This window comes from Vibrio neptunius (assembly GCF_000967495.1).
GTDB lineage: Bacteria > Pseudomonadota > Gammaproteobacteria > Enterobacterales > Vibrionaceae > Vibrio > Vibrio neptunius.
This window is the reverse complement of the sequence record NZ_JXXU01000009.1, coordinates 45,601-63,521: the sequence shown is the minus strand read 5'-3', so window position 1 is coordinate 63,521 and position 17,921 is coordinate 45,601. Positions and strand designations below refer to the sequence as shown.

Here is a 17,921-nt window from a genome sequence, read left to right as displayed (position 1 = left end):
GCGTTCATATCATTTTCCTTAGTTTTTTTGATTAGGCGTTGTCAAATCAGGCTAGATTTCAACAACATAACCCAGTAATGCCATAAAGTTTCGTCAATGTTAAGCTTACAAACTTGGTTTAATTTAGGCCTTGGTCAATTGTTCTCTTCTCTTACCACCTATCAGCATTTGAAAGGTGTTTAATCACTAAGATGCATGAAGGGAAATATAAGCCCCTAAGCAGAATAGGCTTGGGGGCAAGCATAAGCTTAGTGAGCAAGGGCTTTTGCGTAATCGTCCAGCTCTTCATCTTCCAGTAACTCGATGATCTCATCCAGAGGTAGCTGGTAACCCAATTCAATCAGTTTTTGAACCATTTGTAGGTGTATATCACCAAAGAACCCTTCTTCAATCGCAAACTCCCATGGTAAAGCTGCGATAATGTGTTGGCTGGGTTTTTGTAACAAATACTGCTCAAACATAGCAGGGTCATTGCAAAACACGACTCCCAAGAAGGAATTATAGTCGTTGTTATTGAAAGGGAGATTAATATCGATGCCTTTTTCAACTAATTTTTCAAATGCTGCTCTTTCTTGTATATCCGTATTGTCCTTTGCCGAATATCTTTTTTCGATTAGAACACCCGCAACATAGTTAATGGTAACTGGTTTAATATGGAAGTTATCCATTAAGTAGTTAAACAGTTTAAACTCTCTTCTTTCGCCAAAGACTCCACACAATAAGCGGTCATGGTCTACTCTACCCCCGAGTAAAATAATGCTTTTTATATAATCTAAATATATATCCAAGCTGAGTTGATAAATACGCTCAGAACCGGATAAATATAAGGTCCCATCCCGCTCTAATGGCGCCAGTATTTTGACCAGTGGGCAATCTTCATAAGATAGCTCCATGCGCTCAACTCTATGATTAAATTTCTCTAGAACATCAAGTTCTGATAGAATGCCTGCCTTTAGTAGAACTCGAATCCGTTTAAAGTTAGTTTCTTCGCTAAAGTCGCTATCATCAATAATTTCAGCTATCACGTCAGGTCTGTAGAATTCTGCAAGACCCACTGGCGCTAGATTGGCTTGGGTTAAGATCTGGTTAACCTGTTCGATGGTTGGCTCAGTCATAGTTACACTCTGTATTCAATATCCCTAAGTTTTTTGTTATGCGTCATCTCGTCCAGCAGGGCCAGTGAGAGGTAAAGAGTTTGCTGGTAGTAAAATACTGCGGGCAAGTCATCGTCGGCCTCCACTTTAGGCAGGCTAAAGTGGTCCGCAGTGATCACGCTAAAGTTTTGATAGGCATGAGTATTGTTTGGGTTAAGGTAAGCACCTTGGATCAGCTTAGAGGTAAGCTCACCTAACAGATCCACCAGCTCATTGCGGATAAACACCCGAGGTGGAGTTAGGGTTAGATCAAACGCCAAATCGGGTTCAACGCCGATCACCTTATGCCCCAAGTGGGGCTTTACCGGGCACTGCAAATAACTCGCGGTATCGAGTTTAAAATAACCGTCAATCACCATAGTAGTTCATAGTCCTGTTCGCTGCTAAGCACAATATCATCATGAAAAGACACCAGTTTATCACGCAGCCCCTCGCTGACCATATACTGAATAGCGTTAAGTCCATTTAAGCGAAATAAGGTAAAATCGGCCTCGGCCTGTTGGGTAAGGGGCGTGGTATCAAGTACGACTTCCTCTAGGTCGCCGTCTTCATCAACGGTAGATTGCGCGAGGTCGATAAGATCAAATTCTTGGCGTGTATCAACACGGTAGTAGTTAAAGGTGATATCGTCACTAAAGCGAATCTGTACCGGTACAATATACAGGCCACGGGCGCCGCTGCTGGCGATAATTTGGTAAATCTCCTCATCGACAAACAGGCCGTCGCCGTCGTAGAGTTTTTTACGGTACATCGAGGGTACTTCTAGGCTTCTGTAGGACAAAGGGCGGGCGGTAGACAGCTCGGTTTGGCTAATAAATAGCTGGGCGAGATCATGCTCAGGTACCAGCAAGTCCGTTAGCTTGTTGTAGTTTTCATTTAAAAAATACACTTGGGGGCTGGTCATGGTTAAGCGGTCTCGGTTTGTTTGTTATCTTGGGTGGCTGTCGTTTCTGAGGTGCTTGCGGACATGATCCACTCGACTTCAGTGGCGACTTTCATTCCCATTTTACGCAGCTTTTCTCTGCCCTCACCTTTGTACAAAATGTATTGCCAATCATCTTCATGCACTCTTTCAGAGCTACAGAGCCCTTTTTGCAATATTTTAAACTTCTTTGTTACACGCTTCGCACTTTCACGCCCCTTGGCTTTTTCTTTACCCTCACCCTCAATATATGAACTGACCAAACGAGTATTGCGACACCCTGCAAGATTACCTTTTCCGGGTTTATAATCAGCGCCATTTTCATGTAGCAACAATTTAAACTTACCAAGCATTTTAAGTATAATTTTAGAGACTTTGTTCATATCCTTAATAAACTCATTATGATCTAGATCTTTTTCGCATTTAAAGTGTTTGACAATCACCTTGTGGACCAACTTGAGCACTCTGGAATGATAGCCTTTGTCTGCGATATCAAATGTTTTCTCCCAGACTTCTTTACCAACTACGTTTTTCTTGGACCAACGTTGAACTGAGAGAAGTTCTTTGGCTGAAAGTTTGTACTCGTGCCCGCCTTCATGGGGCGGTACACCAAGATAACAGGCCATGGCGGTACTATTGGGTAAAATCAGCAGATTATGGGGACTATTAACGTTGTAACCGATATCATTCTCAATTACTTTAGTAAAATGTTCGGTTAGGGCCTCGGTCACACAGCATGAAATTAAATGGTGCGGTGTTAACAATGCCTTTGTTACATCAGAAAACGGATTGCAAATTTCCTGTTTGGTGGCCCAAGGATGGTGGATTATCCATTCCGTCTTAGCCTTTCTCATACCGACATCGTCAACGAGTCCTTCAAAAGGTGGCATTGCAGCAATGCCAGCGTTTAAAGCACTACTAGCGCTACCTCTCTCAGTGCTGCCCTGAAAACTAACTTCATCTTCAGTGCTATCTTTGAGCTTACTAAGACTACCTCTAAACTCGCCTGGTTTGCTGTTTTTATCCTCTAACCATTTAAGATATTCTCGCCATCTCCTCACACCACCTTTAGGTGCGTTTTTATGTTTTTTTGCCATTAAATCACCTTATGCCCTACACAGTTGCCATCTTGTTTCTTGGCGGTTTTTTTGCCCTTTTCCTGAACAACACGGTTGCAGATCCTACATTTACGCGTGCCCTTTTTCTTTTCATTGGCTTTGGTGGTTTTATTGCCGCTTTGTGATGTGCCTTTACCACCGCTGTGGTAAGTTTTGGCGGGGAATACATCATCAGCCTTGCCTAACACCGATTGGAATAAGTGGTCAAAGCTATCGGTGGCTTTGGCGATATTGTCAGCCGCCAGTTTTTCCAGGGTTTTTAACTCGCTAACCAGATCGAGGAAATACTCACCCAGTGTATCGGCGCCAATGCGGTTGGCCGATGAAGCCAGCTCAAGGCCAATTTCTCGGCAAGGTTTGATCACATCTGACAAAATTTCTGAACATTGTTTGGCGTAGCTGCTCCAGTCAAGCTCACGCAGAAACTTTTCTGGGTCGCCTTTGCCAAGGGCACGCATAATAGCGAGTAAATCGTCTTTTGGTGTCTCTTTACCCAGCTTTAATACCACTTTACAGGTGCCTTTCATGGCGCTGCCAAACAATGGGATACAGCCAATCAGGGTGAGGGTTAACATCAGCCAGTTTTCGGGCTCTTCTCTTGCGTCTTCATCGAGGAGCTTGAGTATGTTGGCGGCGAGGTCACGCAAATCGGCGACTTGGTCGACCACAGGTATCATGGTAATGGCGGTGTTGGCGATGATCTGCTCAACGGTGGCATTGTTGTTGAAGTCACCGAGGATCACCCCCCATACCCAGCTGGCAACACCCGAGGTTTTGCGCCAAGCGTTTTCCCAAAAGCCCAACTCGCCTTGCTTGGCATTGTCGACCAATTGGCTTGGCTCTGTCATCGGGTTGAATCTTGGGTTGGCTTTGGTGGGCATATTTGGGGTGAACTCGCGAGTATCTTCGCCGTATTCCACCTCAAATTCACCCGGTGCAACGCCACTCACCGCTGCCTTGCCTTTGTTGTCAAGGTTACCGGTAAAGTTTGCGCCCTTTGAATCCACCAGCGTGTAACTGGCGCCTTGAACTGGATCACCATCGGCATACGACAGGGCCAAATCGACCGTGTAGGTGCCTTCTTGATCTTCCGTAACCGTGACCGACGGGTTTTGTGCTCCGCCAAGGCACATGGTGTTGGCTTTGTTCATGGTCATCTGGTCACTCAGACGACAAACGCCTTTGCCTTCCATGCTCACCGTTGGTGAGGCAGAAATAAACTTGGCTTCGGCTTCAATGGTGCCAGATGCGACGCCTTTCTTGTCGCCACCAGCATCGCCTGTGCTTTTTGAAAATTTACTGCCCTTAATCGCAACGCTGTTACCGCCGTCCATGGTGACAGTTGTGGTGCCATCAACCAGATCCGACGATTTTGCGTTGTTGCCATAAGGAATAGGAACAACGGCATTGCCTACCGTTGTTAAACACACATCCGGCAGTGTTGCATTGGCTTCGCCGCCCGATCCTTTGTGTATAACACTGAGCCCATTTGCGCAAACAGTGACGCCCATAGTCAACCCTTACCTAGTGATAATCGAGTGTCTATGATATAAAACTAATGACGCACATATCCAATTAATTGCCTAGTGAAAATGCCTTTTTTGATAGTTAAAATCACTGAAGTTGATATTTTTCGCACAACCTCTCACTAAGGCCGTGTATTTTCTGTTGACTAAGTATTATAGAGAGTGGTCGTTCTATAGAGCATGGCAGCCAACCCGCTAGTGGATCGTTGTTAACCTAGTGATCCATGGTGAGGAGCGGGTTAGCGTTAGCTCATTGCTCTGATTGCGACGAGAACTGGTTTGGCTTATCTGTGATGATGTAATCCACCCCCAAGTCGTAAAAGGCTTGTGCTTGTTCGGGTGCGTTCAAAGTCCAGATATGTAATCCCAAGCCAGCATTTTTAATCGACTTGGCTATCTTGGCATCCAAAATGTGGTGATCGATATGGATGCTGAACAAACCCAAGTCTTGCAACGACGTTAGGCTAAAATCATTCCACACTTCGCAGATGAATCCGCGTCTTACCTGTGGGATGTGCGCTTGGCAAATCGCCAGTGCCTCTTTGCTGAAGCTAGATAAAAGCAGTTTGTCCAAGGGGTAGTTTTTCTGCTTGACCACCTTAACCACTTGCTCAACTAAGGTGTCCATGGTTTTGTCATTGTAGGTTTTCAACTCAAGATTGAGTGTTAGCCCTAGTTCGGCACATTTGTCTAATGCCTCTTCGAGTGTTGGAATGGCTATGCCCGCAAACTGTGGGCCAAACCAGCTGCCAGCATCAAGTGTTTTAAGCGCCTTGGCATCGAGCTGTGACACCTTACCTTTGCCATTGGTACAGCGATCAACGGTCTGATCGTGAATGATAACCGGAATGTTGTCGGCACTCAGTTGGGTGTCGATTTCTACCCATAACGCACCTGACTTGGCGGCGTACTCAATACTTACCAAAGTGTTCTCTGGTGCTAACGACGCCGCACCACGATGGCCTGTGATCATAGGGTACTCTCAATTTTGCTGGGCAAACTCAACAACCATGAGTTGGTTTTACCATTAATTATGCTTTGGGCTCTAATGTAGCGAAAAAACCGCATCATGGTTGGCTGTTAGCTAACTATTGTGAGGCCTAGTGCAAAATTGGCGTCTATCAATCATCAAACTATTCACAGCATGATGGTGACGGAGCTGGATAGGCTTTGGTACTCTGTAGTGAAATGATGTTGAGGTGTAGCAATGAATTCGATCACCAATGAATTAAACCCAAACTGGCAACAGGTCGACTGGGTTCTGACGGATGTCGATGACACCCTGACTTGGCAAGGGCATTTGCCACCAGAGTCCTTAATCGCGCTACAAAGATTGCGAGACTCCGGCAAAAAAGTGGTCGCTGTCACTGGCGCTTGCGCCGGTTGGTGCGACCATATTGCCCAGCTCTGGCCGGTCGATGCCGTCTTAGGTGAAAACGGCGCGTTTATTATGGAAAAGAAGGATGGCTATCTGAGTCTGCGCGCCGATGTTCCGCTTGAATCGATTCGCCAATACCAAACCAAGCTCAAAGCGCAGGTTGAGGCCATACTGCGTGACTACCCCGATCTGTCACTGACGCTGGATCAATCCTATCGGTTGTGTGAAGTGGCGATTGATATTGGCCAGAACCGTCCGCGCGTCGATGAGGCTGTTATCGAAGACATTGTTGCTAAGATTCATGCTCTCGGCGCTCACGCCACTGCCAGCTCGATTCATATTAACGCTTGGTATGGCGAGCACTCGAAAAAGGCTACCGCCATCGCCTTTCTGACTGAGAAAGGCTTGTCTCGCCAAGAGATTGCTACACGCGCCTGCTATGTGGGTGATTCAATGAACGACCAGCAGATGTTCGAAATGATGCCAAACAGTGTTGGGGTTGCCAATATTAGCCACTATTGGCATCGCCTAGCGTTTCACCCATCGGTTGTGATGACTCAGCCGGGTGGCTATGGGTTTGCTGAATTCACCCAAAAGCTGCTCGCTATCAAATAGCTAAATATCAACAGCCAATAGTGCCTAAACGTCCCCAAAGTGTTGATTGACGCACATAAAAAAGGGCGACCACATGCGCCCTAGCATCAAGCGGTATCCACTTATTGATGCGCGCTTACCAGACGTTTATGCAAGTCATCTTTCATCACCGCTCGGTCATGTTTCATCTTATGCATTTCCTCATCGCTGAGTGGTGAGTCCATCAGTTCTAGCTTGCGGATTTCTTTATCCAGCGAGTCATAGGACTTCATCTCAGAGAGAAAATTGTCATCCATTTTGGCCAATGCACGAATGGTGTCTTTGTATTGCGGGAATTCGCTTAATAGAGAGTGATCTTCACCTAGCATAACAACCCCTTTGTTGATCTTGGTGGATTTGACTGATTAATTTTTATACAAACATAGCACCATTGTGTGTCCATATTTGAGATCCAAATCGATAACTTCACACTGAGGTTCAATTCTGACCCGATGTTGACTTTGCTGCTTCACTCCTTTGTTCGTCGGTCGCGCCGAAAATTCCCTGACTCTGCCCAATTAGTGGCCCCCCGATTCCAGTAGCGTTTGTAGGGATCAATCAAACCAAAAATAGATGGAGTCAAACATGAAAGAACTCACCTTATCCTCGTCGGTTGGCATTGGCGCGGACAACACACCCGATGATGTGCTCAATGTTCAAAAAGCCCTCAACCAGATCAGTGACAAAATTGGCCTCACCGCTCCACTGACAGTAGATGGCATCATCCGCTCAGATCTCGGGCCATCGCCAACCTGTCAGGCGATCGCCGCTATGCAGAAAACCATACTCGGTTTTCATCACCCAGATAGCCGCATTGATGCCAACGGCAAGAGCCACCGTTCGCTCAACAAAGCGCTGGGCGCAGGTCAAAGCACACTGAGTTCCTTGTTCTTACCCGCGATTGAACCTATCAAAGGGTTAACTGACGATGACTACCATGACGCCGCCGCTGCCCTGGGCTGTGAAGTTGCGGCGATTAAAGCCGTCTCAGATGTTGAATCTTCAGGCAGTGGGTTCTTTGAGTCTGGTGCGCCTTGCATCTTGTTTGAAGCGCACCAGTTCTCCAAATACAGTCAGCATCAATTCGATGAATCACACCCCAATATCTCTTCTCCCAAATGGGATCGCTCACTCTATGTGGGCGGGGAAAAAGAGTATGACCGCCTCAAGCAAGCTATGGATCTCGATAGAACCGCAGCCCTGAAATCCGCGTCGTTCGGCCGTTACCAGATCATGGGTTTTAACCACAAGGCCGCCGGCTACGACGATGTTGAAAGCTTCGTGCGTGACATGTTCTTTGCGGAGCGCCATCACCTGATGGCCTTTGTTCATTTCATTAAATCCAACGCTAAGCTGCACCAAGCGATACAAGCGCTCGACTGGCCGACGTTTGCCCGCCACTACAATGGCCCCGGCTATGCGGAAAACCATTACGACGAAAGACTGGAGTCCGCCTACCAGACTCATTCAGCTTAAACGGCTTGCGCAGGGCAACCTGCGCAACATTCATTCAGGCGAAGAAAGGAGTCTATTCATGAACAATGTCCAATCTACAACTATCGCCCAATCCTATGATGACTATTATCGCATCGGCCTCTATCAGGCTCGCTATCCAAAAGCCAATATCCGAGTCCTCAATACCCTCTTTCAGCACGCGCAGTTTCTCGGTCAGGATTCGTTAGCGCTGGACTATGGGTGCGGAAACGGGCGCTACAGTTATCCGATACTGAAACAGACCAATTTACATCTCTGTGGCTTTGATATCAGTGACATAGCAGTCCAACAAGCTAAGCAGACAACACAACCTTTCTCTGAGCGCGCCGATTGGTTCAGTGACCGACATCACCTTGAACAACACTTGAAAGAGCGCAATGGAGCGGTGCAATTAGGTATGCTACTTTTTGGTGTGATGAGCCACATCCGAGAGCAGAAAGAACGGGGTAAGTTACTCAAATGGTTCCACAAACAACTGGACCGAGATGGCTCACTGATTTTATCTGTGCCTAATCGGCGGCGGCGCTTCCTCACTCTGCAATGGCGACAGAGAAAGCAACAAAACTTGCCCGGCGATATTCAATATCATCGCTATCAATCCGGTCGGAAAATCCCTCTTTTTTATCATCTTTACACTGTAAATGAGATCAGGGCAGAACTGATTGCAGCCGGTTTTGACGTCGAGAAAGTCACTGCTGAAAGTATTTTCCCAGAGCGTTTTGTCATCCAGAATTCTGTGATGGCGTTGCTAGATAATCTGCTGTGCAATCTCCTGCCCGCTTCGCTGGGATACGGTTTATTGGTCGTCGCAAGGAGGCGTGCATGATGCGTTTCCTTTTTCTCGTCATGGGTGGCTGCTTGCTGCTGGCGTTCCATGCTCAGGCGCAAGAGCTACTGAGCAAAATTAAACAATCTGAGCGGATTGTGATTGGCGTTAAAGCCGATTATCCACCTTGGGGAATGCTCGACAGCAGTAACCAACCGGCTGGATTTGAACCCGACTTAGCACACATGATCGGTGATGCGCTCAATGTTGAGGTGGAATTCAAAACCGTCACGAGTGCCAACCGTTTTCAAAAGCTTAATGAGGGGCAAGTCGATATGTTGATTGCCACGGTTGGTGACTCGATGCAACGTCGCCAGCGCGTGCGTATGATCACGCCTCACTATTTCCGAAGTGGCGTCACCGCACTGACCCACAAGTCAAACAGCGTCGAAAAGTGGACAGACTTGATCGGCCAGCCGGTCTGCCTGACCGCTGGGGCGTATTTTAATAAGTCTCTGGTCCAGAATTACCGCATCAAACCCATTATTCTGATGAGCAACCGAGATGCAAAACTGGCACTTTTGACCAACAAATGTCAGGCATGGGCCTACGACAGTGGCATTTTGTTCCACTTATCGAAGCAGAAAGAGTGGCGTGACTATCGTGTTGATGTCGAAACCATCATGCCAATCCACTGGTCGATGGTGACTCGCAAAGATACGGCGTCGCAGTCTCTCGCACACTGGTTGTCGCGCTTTGTAGCAAGCCGTATCAGAGATGGTCGATTGAAGAGTCTCGCCCAACAATGGCAGCTACCAGAACAAGACTACCTCGCGCAGCAACACAAAAACTGGAACGCCGTGGATGAGAACGGCGATTTGGTGTGTCAGGCGGATAGCGATCAGGTGACAAAGAAAAAACTCTGCTTTGATAGTGTCATTTCGCTAGGGCAACAAGGTGATAAACAGTTTTGGCCTTTTGACCAGTTCGATACTGAGCGGCTTATCCAGTCTATGCTTCACACTGCACTATTCACTGTGGCTTCGATCTTAACGGCCATCGCGTTGGCCTTGGGGTTTACGCAGATGACCATCAGCGCCAAACGCTGGGTCGCTAAGCCTGTCGCCTTTCTCACACACCTGCAAAGCTCGATTCCGCCTATTTTGATGCTTTACCTGATTTACTTCGGTGCGTTGTCTTTCTGGAACGAACACGGCCAACACTGGCTACTGAGCGGAGCCAGTGTGGCTTGGTTGGTGCTGGCGCTATACACCGCCTCCGGCATCAACAACCTAGTGACCGCAGATACGACTTCACAGCTTGGCTTAACTCAGCGCTATCTTCATCACAGTGCCGGGGTCAAAGCTAACTTGGTCAATCTTGCCAAAGCAGCCGGTATGGCAAGTGTTATCGCTTCACCCAATGCGGTTTTGGTGGTCAACACCTTGGTCTCCAGCTCGGGTTACCCTGTGTTGCTGATGACACTTTTGGCTCTGTTTTATTATCTTGAGGTGCTGCTGTTTGCCTATCTGGTCGGCAAGCTTTTCACTCGCTATTCCGATTTTCTCCAACGACAAGCATCGCCCGACGTCAACAACAAAGGAGCGTTGCAATGATTCTATCGGATATGACTTTGTGGCTGTCGCTCACCTACTCCTTCAGCCTGAATATTCTTATTGCTATTTCGGCAATGACGATAGGTTTCCCTGTCGGCTCTCTGCTCAGTCGCGGAACCAATCACACTCAGGCACCTATTAAGTGGCTGGCGAAAGGGGCTCAGTCGTTGCTGTGTAATGTCCCCAGTTTCGTCATGCTGTTTTATCTCGCCCTAATCGTCCCTTCTCGCTGGGAAATGATGGGCTTTGAAATGCATGTCCCCGCTTTGGGTAAAGCGATTATTGCTCTGGCGATCCCCGTGATGGGTTACAGCTGTGATTTGGCTACACAAAAACGCCACAAGGGGCAGCCCTTCTCGCTATCGGCGGTGAATCAGTTTTTTCTGGTGATCCTAATGGCGTCGACGACGGCATCGGCGATTGGTGTCGACGAAATACTCGCCACCGCCAACGCTTACATCGCGTCTTCAGGTCAAGCCGACGCTATATTGCCGATTTACACCATGGTGGCTTGCTTTTTTATCGTCAGCGGCGCTTTGTGTCAGAGCTTTTTGAAAACCTTTATCGCACTCACGGAAAAGCGCCAACAGCCCCCTATTGAAGCGGGAGACGAATCATGATCAAACCTTCCGAACTTGAGTACTACCATTTACGCTGGATCACGGCGCTAATCTGGTCTGTCGCGGCTTTTATCGCTATAACGCTTTATCAGTTGCACGCCGACGTTGATACGGACATTCGTCATCACTTGGTTGAACAAAGCCAAGCCGCCACTGAGGCGATAAATAAGCGTTTAGCTGAGTTGTCCGAGAAAACGGAACTGCTCGCATCGGCGCTCAAACAGCGGCAGCGCAATGATCAGGAACTGCGCGATTTGATTACTCAGTCAGTGATGACAACCCAAGGTGCACACCGAGGTGGTGTCGCCTTTCGCAAAAACCGTTATTCGGATCCTGCCAGTCCTTTGTATTCGCCGTACTTTCAAAAAAACGGAGACAATCGCCTCAATCAGCAGATCTCGGAGCGTTATGACTACACCTTGCCAGACCAAGTCAACAACGGCCCCCGTACTTTCTGGTTCCATCAACCGATGGCAAAAGGCAGTATGTGGATGGAGCCTTACTTTGGCACGAATGCCAACACCTGGTTGGCGGAATTCATCGTACCGTTTGAGTCCAGCTACGATGGACAGATGGATAATGGTTTTGACGGTATTGTGTTTCTTAACTTCTCGCTCAGTAGCTTAACCAAGCAAGTGTTAAATCTCGATCTTGGCAGCCAAGGCTTTGGTATGTTGGTTTCACGTACGGGTCAGATATTGGCGTACCCGAACCAATCGGTGCTTGGCAAAGATATCTACAGCTTAGCCCCTGCTGAGTACCCACTTCTCGCTTCTATCTCGGAGCAGCTGACAAAAGGGGATCTGTCCACCTTTTCTCATCCAGTGACTGGACGTGAGGAGTGGATGGTATTGAGCGATATCGATGGACTCGATGCGCAGCTTGGGTTGATCATTGATGCCGATGAACTCAGAGCATCGACCACCTCACATGCGGGCTACCATGATTTGATCTGGTTTCTGACGATTGCCGGTTTAATCATTTTTGTGGCTTCCCTGCGCTTTCCCGATGGATCACGCGCCAAATTACGGCGCTTGTTTACTGTGTTGTCGCTGTGTCTGTTGTCATACCTGCTTCTGCTTTGGTATCAGGCTTTAGCGCCAAAACCACTCAGCAAAGGCGAAGCCCTATTAGTCAATGAGGAAAGTGCCTACCTCGCATGGCAAACCCAATACCCAACAGGTCAGAAAGCTTCTTCGGATCACGTTCATCAGATTAACTTAACCGTTGAATCCTTGGATTTGGTCGAAGCGGATCAGGTCAGCATCGTCGGCAAAATCATCACCTCTGATCAGGTCACCGATGAGCCTCCACTGCACATCAACAACTCGCTCAGTACCTCTTGGTCTTTGATTCGGGAGAATGAAGGGTTTCAGCTGTGGCAGTTTGTCGCGCTTATTAAACAGCCTTTTGATTACGAGTCTTTTCCGTTCGACCGTGAAGTGATCGAACTGACTATGATCCCGAGGCCAGACTCAGGCTATCTGATGTTGGTTCCTCAGTTTGACAGCTACCCTTCCATGCGACCCGAAGACCTGCCCGGTATCAGAATGGCGGAACACGATTTTGGCAGTTGGAAACTGCTACAAAGCTACTTTAGTTATCAAACTGACAAGCTCTACAATGGGCATCAAACCGTCAACTTGAAATACAACATGGTCATACAGAGGAGCATTACCGGGCCTTTGATCAGCCATATCATGCCACTGCTGGTGGTGAGCTTTCTGACCTATTGCATGCTGTTGCTATGGACCAAAGACGAAAAGCAGCAAGCCTTATGGGGGTTTAACACTGCCACCGTTCTCCAATATTGTGCTTCGCTGTTTTTCATCTTGGTCATTGCCCATGTCGCACTGCGAGAGGAGTTGAATGCTCAGGGGGTTATCTTTATCGAGTACTTCTATTTCCTCGCTTACTTGCAGATTATTTTTACCTCCATCGGCGCGCTTGCGTACACCACGGAGATGAAAATTCATGCATTGGAATATGAGCAAGGGTTGCGGGTCAAACAGTGGTACTGGCCGCTGTTACTCATGCTCTCGCTGATCATTACCCTGCTGTTTATCGAAAAATAGCGCAACGTCGATTAGCAGCACTTCTGATTCGGAATCCCCGAGTATCTGTCGGGGATTTCGCTAAATTGGACACATTAAATGCCTCAATCAACAAGGAGTGACACGTGTCAGCCAATACCCAATACATTCAACAGGAAGTGCTTAAAGTCCTCGATCAACTGTCCATGCCAGAAAAGCTTTCACAACAAGCCATGGACGAGAGCTGGCAAAAACTCAACCAGCTGCAAGTGCTCGATCAGATTGACATTACGTCTCTGGATTTTAAAGGAACCCGCTCTCCATTGGATGAGTCCATCACCATTTACAATCGCGGTGATATGACCGCCGACATCAGTGGCTGGCACATTCAAGCAGGGTCACCAGATCAGCAATACATCTTCCCAGAGCATACCTATTTATCGCCCTACGAATACATCAAAATTGATACCTCGGGTCAATCAGAGCACAGCTTCAGTTCTAACCAACCGGTGTGGAACAACCGAGGCGACCTAGGGACTTTGGTTAACCATCATGGCCAGACGGTTTCAAGCTTCGTCTATGGCGACAAAGCTCACCCTCATGCCATCATCAGCCACGTCAATTATGACGGCAGAGAGTTTCGCAGCGAAGGGGACGAATACGTTGAGATACACAACACGTCTGAGTATACCGTCGATCTTAGCCAGTGGCGTTTAGAAGCACTGCGCAATGAGCATTGCTTTGTATTTCCTGAAAACACTCAGTTAGCCCCGCTGACCTCCTTACGCGTTTTTACCAATAAAGCGTCACTTGAAGATAATGAATACAGCTTTAATAGCCCGACCGCGCTTTGGAATAACGACGGTGGCGGTTGCAAGCTGATTGATTATCAGGACAGAGAAGTCTCCAGTTATCACTATTAAGCGGAGGAGATAGCCGTTGGCGAGTGATTCACTAGTAAAATCACGGACTCCGGATTCGACCCCAGAGTCTGATTTACAACAACTGATCCGTGAAGGTATCCAGTTACTGCAATACGTTGCTCGCCACGGTGATCTCACCATTGATCCCGCTATTGCCGAAGGCATCTATCGCGCCAAGTACCGTATTGATACTCGTCACTGGAGCGTAGAGGATGAAACTATACTGCTGCAATGCTACGACCGTTTAGCTAAGCAGGTTTACCCAGTCACGGTCGAGAGCATCAAAGCTGTAGTGCCTGATACTAAAGGGGGTAAACTCGAACGGCCAGGCGCCTCACGAGTGATCACTTGGTATCGACGCTACACCGTCTTGACCCTGATTTTCCTGCTGATCGTGCAGATGTACTACTTGTTTGGCTACGCTCTGACGCAAAACCTTCTTACTTCAGTCGGCTCAACGGACACGTTCAATTCGCCCATGCCGCCCGATATGGAAGCAAACTATCAGCTACTGAGGAACTGGAATCACATCTGGTTAGGCGGCCGCAACATCCCTCTCGATGCCACGCGCACCGAAAATGAAGATTCCCCAGTTGAATATTCGGCCAACCTGATTGCCGCTCAGTCAGTATTGCAAATGCTACAAAACTACATTCTGCCACTAATGTATGGCCTGCTGGGGGCGTTTATTTTTGTCCTGCGTAGCCTGCTGCAACAAGTGAGAACACTGACCTACACTGCCAGCAGGGAAGTGGGATATCGATTACGCCTCACCCTCGGCTGCTTAGCGGGAATGATAACTGGCTGGTTACTCAAACCGGAAATGGGTGACATGGCACTGTCGCCAATGGCGCTGGCCTTTATCGCGGGTTACAGCATTGAGGTGTTGTTTACTTTGTTGGATCGTCTGATTGATGGGGTTCGTCGTCAGTCTGATTCTGCTCCTGATGCTTCTTCAACGGGGCGAGCGCCTGATTAGCCATCATAGGAGCCTGCTCAACAAAAGTTTTAACCAATTTGGCGACCAATTCGAGAGACTCTTTCTGCAAAGACTCCAATTTATCTGCTCCCTGGAGTACCGCCGTGACTTTGTTATGTACTTTGACCTTCTGCTTCACTTGCTCTGGCGTCATCTTGAGCTTTTGCAATTTCGGCTTGTAGGCTTTTTTGATCAATTTAAGTGTACTGATTAAGTCTGACATAGTGTTTCCTGCTGATTTGCCCTGTTTTTAACTTATCACTCAACAACGAATAATCACGGCCAAATAACCCAATTATTCAGCCATTTAGCCTGAGCTAATCACCCTGCTTTCAAGTCATCATGGCGTGAAACCCAAAAACTAGCAAAACTAAGGACACACAATGAAAACCCATTACCTCGGCTGGATCGCCGCCTGTTTGATGTTACTAAGTGGCTGTACCTTGCGCTTGGTGGCTCCCTACGACCCTCAGACTGTTCAGCAGGCACAAAGTATCGAACGCGATATCGACTACTTCTACCTGAGCATGCAAGCGCTACCTGAAAGCCAGCGCCGCTACGAAGATTTCGCTCCTCAGTACCTCAACATTGATGCGGGCGTACGTGGATTAGAGCGCAGGCAACAAAGGCGTGAGCAAAATCAAGAGACCATTAAACAAGCTCAAATATTGGCTGATTTCTGGCAGCAGGACATGAGAGCCCACAAGAAAAAGCAAACCTTGTCCGATTTTCTTATCAAACGTCGAATAGACCAATACGAACGGCTTATCGATGCATTAATACGTGGTGAGCTTGCCAAACAGTAATTCATACAAGGAGTAGAAAAATGACACCAAGCCTAGATAACCTCATTGAACAAGTGACTAACCAAATTGAAGATTCACCGATCAAGAACCTGCTGACCAGTGCACTGACCGTGACGCTGGATAAACAAAAGGCGACTTTGCAAGAGCTGATAGACGCGAGAAACAATGGTGATTTAACCAACGAAGAATTTGAGCTAGAAATACTGCGTGAAAAGCAAATCGCTGAGGCCGAAATGCTGACTTGGCAAATCAGCGCAAAGTCCGAAGTGCAGAAAATCATCAACAAAACCTTTAGCACACTGGTGGAGACACTGGTGTAACTGTTTCTGGCGGGAACCTCCCGCCAATCTTGCTCATAAGGGGGAAGCATGGGCAAATATCGACGCCACCGAGTCGTATGGGTTCCTCGTGGCTACCGACTTAAATCCCGCTATCGTAAAGCCGATAAAACTCAACCAGTAGAAACGTCTACACAGGAAGCCGCCGTTTTTTCGTCACCACCTGAACCGGAACAGACACCACCCGTTTCCCTGGCTAACCAAGATTCATCTTCAGCAAAAGAACCACTAATGCAAGAGGCGGCAGAAGTGACAAGCAAGACAAACACTGAGAGTAAACTGGCGGAATTTAATGCTAGCTTTAACCCTTATCAAAGCTATGTCCAAGATCTGGCGCGTTGCCTGACCAGCATGCCTGAAAGTGTGTTTACCAACAGCACCGACGAACAACCTGAGGCTGCTAACGATTCCGGCGATGCAGCGGCACCGGTCGATGATCTAAAAAAGCCATCCGAGCCCGCGCGCCCAAAATCTGGTAGTGAGCGTAGCAGGCTCGAGCCAAGCACTGCGCCACCGGCCGCTAGCGAAGCAAAAGCCACAGCGAGCGTCAATGAGATCAACTGGTGCCAACCTTCGAGCTATCCGAGCGATTCAGGTTACCCCTATCGCTTCGAGTTTGTCGCCAGTGAACCAGCCGTTCATAAACAGAAACCCGCCATGCCAGCACAAGACAACCTCGACGTTCAAGAGGCGGAGAAAAAGAGAAAAACGCCAGATTTATCTGGCCTTTCAAAGCCTGATAACCAGCCTCGACGCCCCCATCTTCGCTGGCTAACGGGGGTGCGTTCCTGCATGCGTGCAACGGATCATCAATAACCCCAAAAGAGTGAACTATTGCACCAAGTATGCAAGGCCTGAAAAACCTATTCTGCGGAGGTAACTACTCAACAGGAGAAACCAATGAGACAACTACTATTTCGCCTTTGCGAAGCTTCTGACGGACGTACCTTCGCCTTCCTGACTGACCAGCCAGACGTTGAAGATTATTTTGATAGCGGCTACAAGGTCGCTTACAAATATCGAGACGGGCATAAAGGGAAACAACTCCTCGCCCGCTGGCGAAGCTCCTACTCGGTGAAATCACAGAACTATACTCAGGTTCCAGAGCAAGATGAACTGCCTGAAGGTGTGCAAAACGCGTTTGATACTATGATCTCTAGCCTGATCCCAGGTGTCGATGTCTTCTTCTGCGACTACAACTTAGCTATCGAAGCCGACCTGCCCATTTGCAATCAGGTGATGGACAACTACCGTTCGACGGATTTCGTCCTCTTCTCGTGTGAAGAATTGATCGGTAACGACCCAAATACTCAGCCTTACATGGTGTCTTATGCTGCCCCTCGCTACCCAGAGTCTGGCAACACAGGCAGTCAGCATCGCATTTATAGTAAAACGGATGGGTTCGCTTTTGCTCAGGCAGTGAATGCCATCGTCAATCAGAGGGATCGCGATGCGTTAAACGGCGGGCATATTCGCTCCGAAGTGGATACTTACATCAGTGAGCCTTCGGTCAAAGAGTCGGTCGCAGAACAGGTCATCAACCGCTTTGTCGAAACGCTGCCGCAGTTTAACAGTGACGTTAAAGCCCTCAGCGCACCCACTGAATAATCCCAAC

Annotated in this window: 20 protein-coding genes; 12 read left to right on the top strand and 8 right to left on the bottom strand. The window is 48.0% G+C overall.

Annotated features, from left to right (window positions below; translation table 11 throughout):
- Positions 1-248: 248 nt before the first annotated feature.
- The 6 genes from TW84_RS03820 to TW84_RS03795 form a co-directional block, all read right to left on the bottom strand.
- Complete coding sequence (locus TW84_RS03820) at positions 249-1,115, bottom strand: hypothetical protein (RefSeq protein WP_045974351.1); 867 nt, start codon at positions 1,113-1,115, stop codon at positions 249-251.
- 2 nt (positions 1,116-1,117) lie between these two features.
- Positions 1,118-1,513 (bottom strand): hypothetical protein, encoded by a 396-nt coding sequence (locus TW84_RS03815; RefSeq protein WP_045974350.1) that lies wholly within the window; start codon positions 1,511-1,513, stop codon positions 1,118-1,120.
- Complete coding sequence (locus tag TW84_RS03810) at positions 1,507-2,058, bottom strand: hypothetical protein (protein ID WP_045974349.1); 552 nt, start codon at positions 2,056-2,058, stop codon at positions 1,507-1,509. Before TW84_RS03810 ends, TW84_RS03815 begins: the two co-directional genes overlap by 7 nt.
- A 2-nt stretch (positions 2,059-2,060) precedes the next feature.
- Positions 2,061-3,173, bottom strand: coding sequence for an AHH domain-containing protein (locus tag TW84_RS03805; protein WP_052707879.1), 1,113 nt, complete (start codon positions 3,171-3,173; stop codon positions 2,061-2,063).
- A complete protein-coding gene (locus tag TW84_RS03800; RefSeq protein WP_045974348.1) occupies positions 3,173-4,705 on the bottom strand; it encodes a PAAR-like domain-containing protein in 1,533 nt (510 codons plus the stop codon). Before TW84_RS03800 ends, TW84_RS03805 begins: the two co-directional genes overlap by 1 nt.
- Before the next feature lie 265 nt (positions 4,706-4,970).
- Positions 4,971-5,693 carry a glycerophosphodiester phosphodiesterase family protein gene (locus TW84_RS03795; RefSeq protein WP_045974347.1) on the bottom strand — a complete coding sequence of 241 codons (723 nt, stop codon included), beginning with the start codon at positions 5,691-5,693 and terminating at the stop codon, positions 4,971-4,973.
- 234 nt (positions 5,694-5,927) lie between these two features.
- Between TW84_RS03795 and TW84_RS03790 the strand changes: the two genes are divergently transcribed.
- Positions 5,928-6,713 carry an HAD-IIB family hydrolase gene (locus TW84_RS03790; RefSeq protein WP_045974346.1) on the top strand — a complete coding sequence of 262 codons (786 nt, stop codon included), beginning with the start codon at positions 5,928-5,930 and terminating at the stop codon, positions 6,711-6,713.
- A gap of 101 nt (positions 6,714-6,814) precedes the next feature.
- On the opposite strand, the gene TW84_RS03785 is transcribed toward TW84_RS03790, so the two are convergent.
- Positions 6,815-7,060 (bottom strand): HP1242/YdcH family protein, encoded by a 246-nt coding sequence (locus TW84_RS03785; protein WP_045974345.1) that lies wholly within the window; start codon positions 7,058-7,060, stop codon positions 6,815-6,817.
- A 256-nt stretch (positions 7,061-7,316) separates the two neighbouring features.
- Between TW84_RS03785 and TW84_RS03780 the strand changes: the two genes are divergently transcribed.
- From TW84_RS03780 to TW84_RS03750, 7 genes are all read left to right on the top strand, one after another.
- Positions 7,317-8,207: an N-acetylmuramidase family protein gene (locus TW84_RS03780; protein WP_045974344.1), complete on the top strand. Its 891-nt coding sequence runs from the start codon at positions 7,317-7,319 to the stop codon at positions 8,205-8,207.
- Positions 8,208-8,265: 58 nt separating this feature from the next.
- Complete coding sequence (locus TW84_RS03775) at positions 8,266-9,051, top strand: class I SAM-dependent methyltransferase (RefSeq protein ID WP_045974343.1); 786 nt, start codon at positions 8,266-8,268, stop codon at positions 9,049-9,051.
- The gene (locus TW84_RS03770) at positions 9,048-10,607 is read left to right on the top strand and encodes a transporter substrate-binding domain-containing protein (RefSeq protein WP_045974342.1); all 1,560 of its coding nucleotides are present in this window, start codon (positions 9,048-9,050) and stop codon (positions 10,605-10,607) included. The genes TW84_RS03775 and TW84_RS03770 overlap by 4 nt, the downstream gene beginning before the upstream one ends.
- On the top strand, positions 10,604-11,227 hold the full coding sequence (locus tag TW84_RS03765) for a hypothetical protein (RefSeq protein ID WP_045974341.1): 624 nt from the start codon (positions 10,604-10,606) through the stop codon (positions 11,225-11,227). The genes TW84_RS03770 and TW84_RS03765 overlap by 4 nt, the downstream gene beginning before the upstream one ends.
- Positions 11,224-13,302, top strand: coding sequence for a PDC sensor domain-containing protein (locus TW84_RS03760; protein ID WP_045974340.1), 2,079 nt, complete (start codon positions 11,224-11,226; stop codon positions 13,300-13,302). Before TW84_RS03765 ends, TW84_RS03760 begins: the two co-directional genes overlap by 4 nt.
- A 104-nt stretch (positions 13,303-13,406) precedes the next feature.
- On the top strand, positions 13,407-14,183 hold the full coding sequence (locus TW84_RS03755; protein ID WP_045974339.1) for a lamin tail domain-containing protein: 777 nt from the start codon (positions 13,407-13,409) through the stop codon (positions 14,181-14,183).
- A 16-nt stretch (positions 14,184-14,199) separates the two neighbouring features.
- The gene (locus tag TW84_RS03750) at positions 14,200-15,162 is read left to right on the top strand and encodes a hypothetical protein (RefSeq protein WP_045974338.1); all 963 of its coding nucleotides are present in this window, start codon (positions 14,200-14,202) and stop codon (positions 15,160-15,162) included.
- Here TW84_RS03750 and TW84_RS03745 read toward each other — a convergent pair.
- Entirely contained in the window at positions 15,074-15,385 is a 312-nt protein-coding gene (locus TW84_RS03745) for a hypothetical protein (protein WP_045974337.1), read from the bottom strand. The two genes, TW84_RS03750 and TW84_RS03745, sit on opposite strands and share 89 nt — an antisense overlap.
- 160 nt (positions 15,386-15,545) lie before the next feature.
- Here TW84_RS03745 and TW84_RS03740 point away from each other — a divergent pair, with 160 nt between their 5' ends.
- The 4 genes from TW84_RS03740 to TW84_RS03725 all read left to right on the top strand — a co-directional run bounded on the left by TW84_RS03740 (position 15,546) and on the right by TW84_RS03725 (position 17,914).
- Positions 15,546-15,968 carry a hypothetical protein gene (locus TW84_RS03740; protein WP_045974336.1) on the top strand — a complete coding sequence of 141 codons (423 nt, stop codon included), beginning with the start codon at positions 15,546-15,548 and terminating at the stop codon, positions 15,966-15,968.
- A 20-nt stretch (positions 15,969-15,988) separates the two neighbouring features.
- Positions 15,989-16,288 (top strand): hypothetical protein, encoded by a 300-nt coding sequence (locus TW84_RS03735; protein ID WP_045974335.1) that lies wholly within the window; start codon positions 15,989-15,991, stop codon positions 16,286-16,288.
- Positions 16,289-16,336: 48 nt separating this feature from the next.
- On the top strand, positions 16,337-17,122 hold the full coding sequence (locus TW84_RS03730) for a hypothetical protein (protein ID WP_045974334.1): 786 nt from the start codon (positions 16,337-16,339) through the stop codon (positions 17,120-17,122).
- An 84-nt stretch (positions 17,123-17,206) separates the two neighbouring features.
- Positions 17,207-17,914, top strand: coding sequence for a hypothetical protein (locus TW84_RS03725; protein ID WP_045974333.1), 708 nt, complete (start codon positions 17,207-17,209; stop codon positions 17,912-17,914).
- Positions 17,915-17,921 lie beyond the last annotated feature (7 nt).